Source organism: Micromonospora sp. NPDC049799 (assembly GCF_040656655.1).
GTDB lineage: Bacteria > Actinomycetota > Actinomycetes > Mycobacteriales > Micromonosporaceae > Micromonospora.
Genome location: NZ_JBFAMU010000309.1, coordinates 1 through 5,916, shown reverse-complemented (window position 1 = coordinate 5,916; position 5,916 = coordinate 1). Strand labels below are relative to the sequence as shown.

General features: G+C 72.2%; 6 protein-coding genes and 1 pseudogene. All 7 read right to left on the bottom strand.

All coding sequences use genetic code 11. The features are described from left to right. Window positions 1-399, bottom strand: a 399-nt coding sequence (locus AB0I76_RS20710; RefSeq protein ID WP_357037791.1) for an MATE family efflux transporter, incomplete at its 3' end; no start/stop codon positions are given. 514 nt (window positions 400-913) lie between these two features. Next, window positions 914-1,123: a DUF6186 family protein gene (locus AB0I76_RS20705; protein WP_357037797.1), complete on the bottom strand. Its 210-nt coding sequence runs from the start codon at window positions 1,121-1,123 to the stop codon at window positions 914-916. After that, window positions 1,123-1,530, bottom strand: coding sequence for a hypothetical protein (locus tag AB0I76_RS20700; RefSeq protein ID WP_357037788.1), 408 nt, complete (start codon window positions 1,528-1,530; stop codon window positions 1,123-1,125). Before AB0I76_RS20700 ends, AB0I76_RS20705 begins: the two co-directional genes overlap by 1 nt. A gap of 74 nt (window positions 1,531-1,604) precedes the next feature. Continuing rightward, entirely contained in the window at window positions 1,605-2,636 is a 1,032-nt protein-coding gene (locus AB0I76_RS20695) for a bifunctional oligoribonuclease/PAP phosphatase NrnA (protein WP_357037794.1), read from the bottom strand. A 56-nt stretch (window positions 2,637-2,692) separates the two neighbouring features. Continuing rightward, window positions 2,693-3,178: a 30S ribosome-binding factor RbfA gene (rbfA, locus tag AB0I76_RS20690; protein ID WP_357037785.1), complete on the bottom strand. Its 486-nt coding sequence runs from the start codon at window positions 3,176-3,178 to the stop codon at window positions 2,693-2,695. A gap of 225 nt (window positions 3,179-3,403) precedes the next feature. Continuing rightward, the gene (locus AB0I76_RS20685) at window positions 3,404-3,697 is read right to left on the bottom strand and encodes a DUF503 domain-containing protein (RefSeq protein ID WP_357037782.1); all 294 of its coding nucleotides are present in this window, start codon (window positions 3,695-3,697) and stop codon (window positions 3,404-3,406) included. 90 nt (window positions 3,698-3,787) lie between these two features. After that, a pseudogene (gene infB / locus AB0I76_RS20680) lies at window positions 3,788-5,916 on the bottom strand (translation initiation factor IF-2); the annotation flags it as partial.

Genomic DNA, 5,916 nt, shown 5'->3' with positions numbered 1-5,916 from the left:
GGCGGTGGCGCGCTGGCGCGTACCCTCGCCGGAGAGGGCGGTGCGGTGGCCGACGCCGAGCTGCATCCCCACCGCGACCAGCACCCCGATGCCGAGTGCCAGCCAGGACGCCTGGACGCCCTCGGCCACCGCCGCGGCCCGGTCACCGGCACCGAAGCGGCGGGCCGACCGCCCCGTGGTGCCGTACGCGACGATCGCGCCGAGCCACGCGACGAGGGTCAGCACCGTGCCACCGACGGCGAGCGCGGCGAGGGGAACCTGGCCGAGGTGGCCGACGACGGCCGTGTCGACCAGGACGTAGAGCGGCTCGGCGGCGAGCACCACGAGGGCCGGCAGGGCGAGCGCGGCGATCCGGCGCGGCGACGCGGGCCGGGTGGCGGCGACGGTGGGCTGACTCATCGCCGCCGATCCTGGCACGCGCCAGGTAAGGGACGCAACAACTCGCAGTGCTTACCGGGTGGTGTCTGCCGGCGTGGGTCGCCGGACACGGTCGACGCCCGGCTCCGACGGCGTACGGGCCGTCCGGCCGGGCGTCAGCCGATCGACGTCAGCGTCACTGACGGGTGTCCATCGAGGTCTGCAGCGCGCGGCGCATCTGCTCGCGGGCCTCGTCGGTGGTCTCGGGCTTGGGCTTGCTCGGCATGGTGGTGATCCCTTCCAGGGCGTGGGTCACCGAACGGCGACACGCACGGAGTCGTCCTGCTGCTGTGCGCCCGCAGCGGTCCGGGATCACCGGAGCGGCCGATGGGCGGCGCTAGCCGGGGTCGGTCCGACCCTGGAGGGAGGCGACGCCGGGTGCGGCCCCACCGCCCGTGACCAGGCGCCACCAGGGGCGCCGGCCAGTTCCCAAGCTATCGTTCAGGTCCACATGCTTCGCCGTGCTTCCCGCCATTCGGACAGCCGGAACGCCGGCTCACCGGGCCAGGAAGTGCCAGCCCAGCCACCACCAGAAGCCCAGGAGTCCGATCCGGCCCACCGGCACCGAACCCACCTCGTAGCGCGTCACGTACGCACACACGTCGCCGAGGGTCGGGATCCGGGAGCCCTCCCGGCGCGCCGCCCACTCCACCGCGGCGAAGAGCACCAGCGACGCCAGGAAGCCGCCGATAGCCAGGGCCCGCATCATCGCCGCACCAGGCCCCAGAACGCGGACAGCCAGCCCAGCCAGGCCGCGGACCGGACCAGCCGGTCCTCCAGCAGGGGGTCGGCCAGCCGGGAGAAGGTGGGGAAGTCGTCCCCCGCCGCCATCACGAAGGTGGCGCCCTCGAAGACCACGAAGACCACCACCGGCAGGGCCCACCAGGCCGCTCCGGCCCCGAGCCGGTGCGGTGCGGGACGGCGCGGCACCCGGTTGCTCAGACCGAGCCAGATCAGTACGCCGCCGGTGCCGAGCGTGTAGAGATTGGCTTCGGTCGAGAAGGACGCGAACCGGCCGCCGACCAACGAGAGGCAGACGAGCACCGGCACGGCCACGGCCGGCCGGTCCCAGGCGCGGGGCGCCTCGACGGTGAGGTCGTGGGGTTGCTCCATCCCATGATTCTCCCCGCGTTCACACACGGCGGGAAGACGGACACTCCCCGGAGCTGTCCCTGATCTTCGGGGGCTCAGGCGGGGCCGGGTGTGACGAGAGCGGCGCCGAGTTCGGCACGGATGCTCCCGACGACCTCCTCGACGGTGCCGTGCCCCGTGAAGCCGGCGGCGAACCGGTGGCCGCCACCGCCCAACGCGACCGCAACCCGGGACACGTCGACGGCGCCCTTGCTGCGCATGGACACCGCCCACCCGTCCGGCCCGGTCTGCTTGACCACGCAGCTCACGTCCGCCTCGGCGGTGCACCGCACCGAGTCGATCAACGCCTCCAGCACGTACGGGCGCTGGTCGTGCCGAGTCAGGTCGTCGAGGGTCGCGTACGTCCAGACGAGACCGTGCCCACCGGCGGCGGCGGGCTCCAGCCGGGCCCGGCCCAGCACCTCGCCGAAGAGGCGGACGGCGCCGAACGGCCGGGTGTCGAAGATCCGCCGGGAGATGTCGCCCGGACGGATGCCGGTGGCGAGCAGGCGGGCCGCCATCGCGTGGACCGCCGGGGTGGTCGCCTCGAAGCGGAAGGAACCGGTGTCGGTGCTGAGCGCCACGTACAGGCACTCCGCGATGCCGGCGTCCAGCGGCACCCCGAGGCGGGCGAGCAGCTCCTCCACGACCACCGACGTGGCCGCGGCGTGCGGGTCCACCAGGTTGACGCCGCCGAAGCGGGTGTTCGACGCGTGGTGGTCGAGCACCAGCGCGGTGCCGGCGGTCTCCAGCCGGTCGACCAGCTCACCGAGGCGCGACTCGCTCGCCGCGTCGAAGCAGACCACGAGGTCCGGATCGGGGTACGCCTCGGTCGCCGGCACCAGCAGGTCCAGACCGGGCAGGCCACGGAACGGCTCCGGCACCTCGGGCGGACCGGGGAACGTCGCCCGCAGCTGCCGGACACCCCGGTGGCGCAGCCCCAGGCCGAAGGCGAGCATGCTGCCCAGCGCGTCCCCGTCGGGGTTCACGTGGCAGATCAACTGCACCCGGCCGTCCGGCGGCAGATCTCGGACAGCAGCGACCGCGGCGGCCCACTCGACCTCCGTCGGACCGGCCCCGGGCGGGATCTCCCCCGCCGGGGCCCGGTCGACCGTGAGGCCGGTCGAGCCGGCCGCGGAGCTGGTCACCGCCCGGTCCGGGGCGAGGTGTCGTCCTCGGCGTCCTCGGCGTCGGTGTCCTCGGCGTCGGTGTCCTCGTCGACCTTGTACGGCTGGGGCTCGCCCGCGTACTCGGCCCGGGCGGCCAGCCGCTGCACCTCGGCGTCGGCGTTACGCGCCTGCGCGAGCAGATCGTCGATGTGCTTGACCTGGTCCTGCACGTCGTCCAGGACGAAGGTCAGGGTCGGCGAGTGCCGAAGCCCGAGCGCCTTGCCGACGGTGCTGCGCAGCATGCCCTTCGCGCTCTCCAGGGCCGCCGCCGTGCCCGCCTGGGCCGCCGCGTCGCCGAGCACCGTGTAGAAGACGGTGGCGTCGCGCAGGTCGGCGGTGATCCGGGCGTCGGTGATGGTGATCATGCCGAGCCGCGGATCCTTGATCTGGCTCCGCACCACCGACGCGACCAGTTCCCGCACCCGCTCCGCGTGCCGGCGTACCTTGGCCGGATCCGACATCTCGCCACCTCCACGGCGTCCCGCTCCCGGCCGCCGGACGACGCGGAGCGTCACCGGCCGACCGGCCAACATCTCGAACACTACCTTCGCCGCCCGCGCCCCCGGACGTCACCGTCGGTGTCGCGGACCACGCCCGTACCAGTGACCACACGCCTCCGCAGCCGGTCGCGCCGTCACGCCCGGTGACGCCGGTCGGGACCGGCCCGGCGGGGCGGCCCCGAGCGGCTAGTCGTCCTCGCCGTAGAGGCGCCGTCGCACCGAGAGCAGCTCGGCCTCGGGCCGACCGGCCACCAGGCGCTCACAGGAGTCGAGCACCTCTCGGACGTGCGCCGCCTCGGCGGCCACCACCGCCACGGCGATCTCCGCCCGACCGTGCAGGTCGAGCGCACCCACCTCGGCGGCCGACACCTCGAAGCGACGCAGCGCCGCGACGATCGGCCGTACATATGATCTCTTGGCCTTGAGCGACCGTGAGTCGCCCGGCAGAAGCAGGTCGAAGACCGCGGTTCCGGTGAACATCACTCAGGACGTTACGGACAACCCCGGACATGATCAAGGGGTTTACGCCAGACCGGCGTAAACCCCTCGACCACTGTCGTCAGCCGCGGATCAGGAGCGAACCTTCTCCCGCATCTCGAAGGTCTCGATGATGTCGCCGACCTGGACGTTGTTGTAACCACCCAGGGTCAGACCACACTCGAAGCCCTCGCGGACCTCCGTGGCGTCGTCCTTGAACCGCTTGAGCGAGCTGATGGTGAGGTTGTCCGCCACCACCGCCCCGTCGCGGATCAGACGCGCCTTGGCGTTGCGCCGGATGACACCCGACCGGACGATGCAACCGGAGATGTTGCCGATCTTGGACGAGCGGAACACGTCGCGGATCTCCGCGGTGCCCAGCTCGGCCTCCTCGTACTCCGGCTTGAGCAGGCCCTTGAGCGCCGCCTCGATCTCCTCGATGGCCTGGTAGATGACCGTGTAGTACCGGATCTCCACGCCCTCGCGGTCGGCCATCTCGCGGACCTTGTTGGAGGCCCGCACGTTGAAGCCGATGATCGTGACCGGCTCCGACGAGGCGCTGGCGAGCATGACGTTGCTCTCGGTGATCGCGCCGACACCCCGGTCGAGGACCTTGAGCTGGACCTCCTCGGGAATGTCGAGGTTGAACAGCGCGTCCTCGAGCGCCTCCACGGAACCGGAGACGTCGCCCTTGAGCACCAGGTTGAGCGAGGTCTTCTCGCCCTCCTTGAGCTGCTCCATGAGCGTCTCGAGAGTCGCCCGGCCACGGGAGTTGGCGAATGCCGCCGCCCGCCGCCGCGCCTGCCGCTGCTCGGCGATCTGCCGCACCGTGCGGTCGTCCGCCGCGGCGAGGAAGGTGTCGCCGGCGCTCGGCACCGCGGTCAGACCCAGGACCAGGACCGGACGTGCCGGACCCGCCTCGGCGACCTGGTTGCCGTTCTCGTCGAGCATCGCCCGGACCCGGCCGTGCGCCCCACCGGCGACGATCGAGTCGCCCGCCCGCAGGGTGCCCTTCTGCACCAGCACCGTCGCCACCGCACCGCGGCCCTTGTCCAGGTGCGCCTCGATGGCCACACCCTGCGCCGGCCCGTCGATCGGAGCGGTCAGCTCCAGCGACGCGTCGGCGGTCAGCAGGACGGCCTCGAGAAGCTCCTCGATGCCGATGCCCGGCTTGGCTGCCACGTTGACGAACATGGTCTCGCCGCCGTACTCCTCGGCGACCAGGCCGTACTCGGTCAGTTGCTGGCGGACCTTGTCCGGGTTGGCCTCCGGCTTGTCGACCTTGTTGACCGCCACCACGATCGGCACGTCGGCCGCCTTGGCGTGGTTCAACGCCTCGATCGTCTGCGGCATGACGCCGTCGTCCGCCGCGACCACCAGGATCACGACGTCCGTCACCTGGGCACCACGGGCACGCATGGCGGTGAACGCCTCGTGACCCGGGGTGTCGATGAAGGTCACCGCGCGGTCGTTGCCCTCGTGCGGGACGTGGACCTGGTAGGCACCGATGTGCTGGGTGATGCCACCCGCCTCGCCGGCCACGACGTTCGCCTTACGGATCGCGTCGAGCAGCTTGGTCTTACCGTGGTCGACGTGACCCATGACGGTCACGACCGGCGCACGGGTGACCAGGCGCTCCTCGGCGACCTCGGCGTCGAGGTCGATGTTGAACTGCGCGAGCAGCTCGCGGTCCTCGTCCTCCGGGCTGACGATCTGCACGTCGAAACCGAGGTGCTCACCCAGCAGCAGCAGGGTGTCGTCGGAGCACGACTGGGTCGCCGTCACCATCTCGCCCAGGTTGAACATCTCCTGGACCAGCGAACCCGGGTTGGCGTTGATCTTGTCGGCGAAGTCCGACAGCGAGGCGCCACGGGAGAGCCGGACGACCTGACCCTGACCCCGGGGAGCACCCGAGCTCATGGTCGGGGCCGACAGGTTGTCGAACTCCTGTCTGCGCTGCTTCTTGGACTTGCGACCGCGGGTCGGCCGGCCACCCGGACGCCCGAAGGCACCCGCGGCGCCACCGCCACGGCCACGACCGCCGCCACCGGGACGACCGCCGCCACCGGCCGGGGCACCCGGACGGAAACCGCCGCCGGGAGCACCGCCACCGCCACCGGGACCGCCCGACAACATCCGCACCGCGCTCTACGACGCGTCGTACTCGGCCACGGTGGCCTCCCGCGCCTCGGCGGCGGAGCCGATGCTCGCCCGCGTGGTGG

Excerpts from the sequence above, each read along its gene's own strand:
- AB0I76_RS20705 (WP_357037797.1), bottom strand. The coding sequence starts at position 1,123 with ATGCGGGCCCTGGCTATCGGCGGCTTCCTGGCGTCGCTGGTGCTCTTC.
- AB0I76_RS20700 (WP_357037788.1), bottom strand. The coding sequence starts at position 1,530 with ATGGAGCAACCCCACGACCTCACCGTCGAGGCGCCCCGCGCCTGGGAC.
- rbfA (WP_357037785.1), bottom strand. The coding sequence starts at position 3,178 with ATGTCGGATCCGGCCAAGGTACGCCGGCACGCGGAGCGGGTGCGGGAA.
- AB0I76_RS20685 (WP_357037782.1), bottom strand. The coding sequence starts at position 3,697 with ATGTTCACCGGAACCGCGGTCTTCGACCTGCTTCTGCCGGGCGACTCA.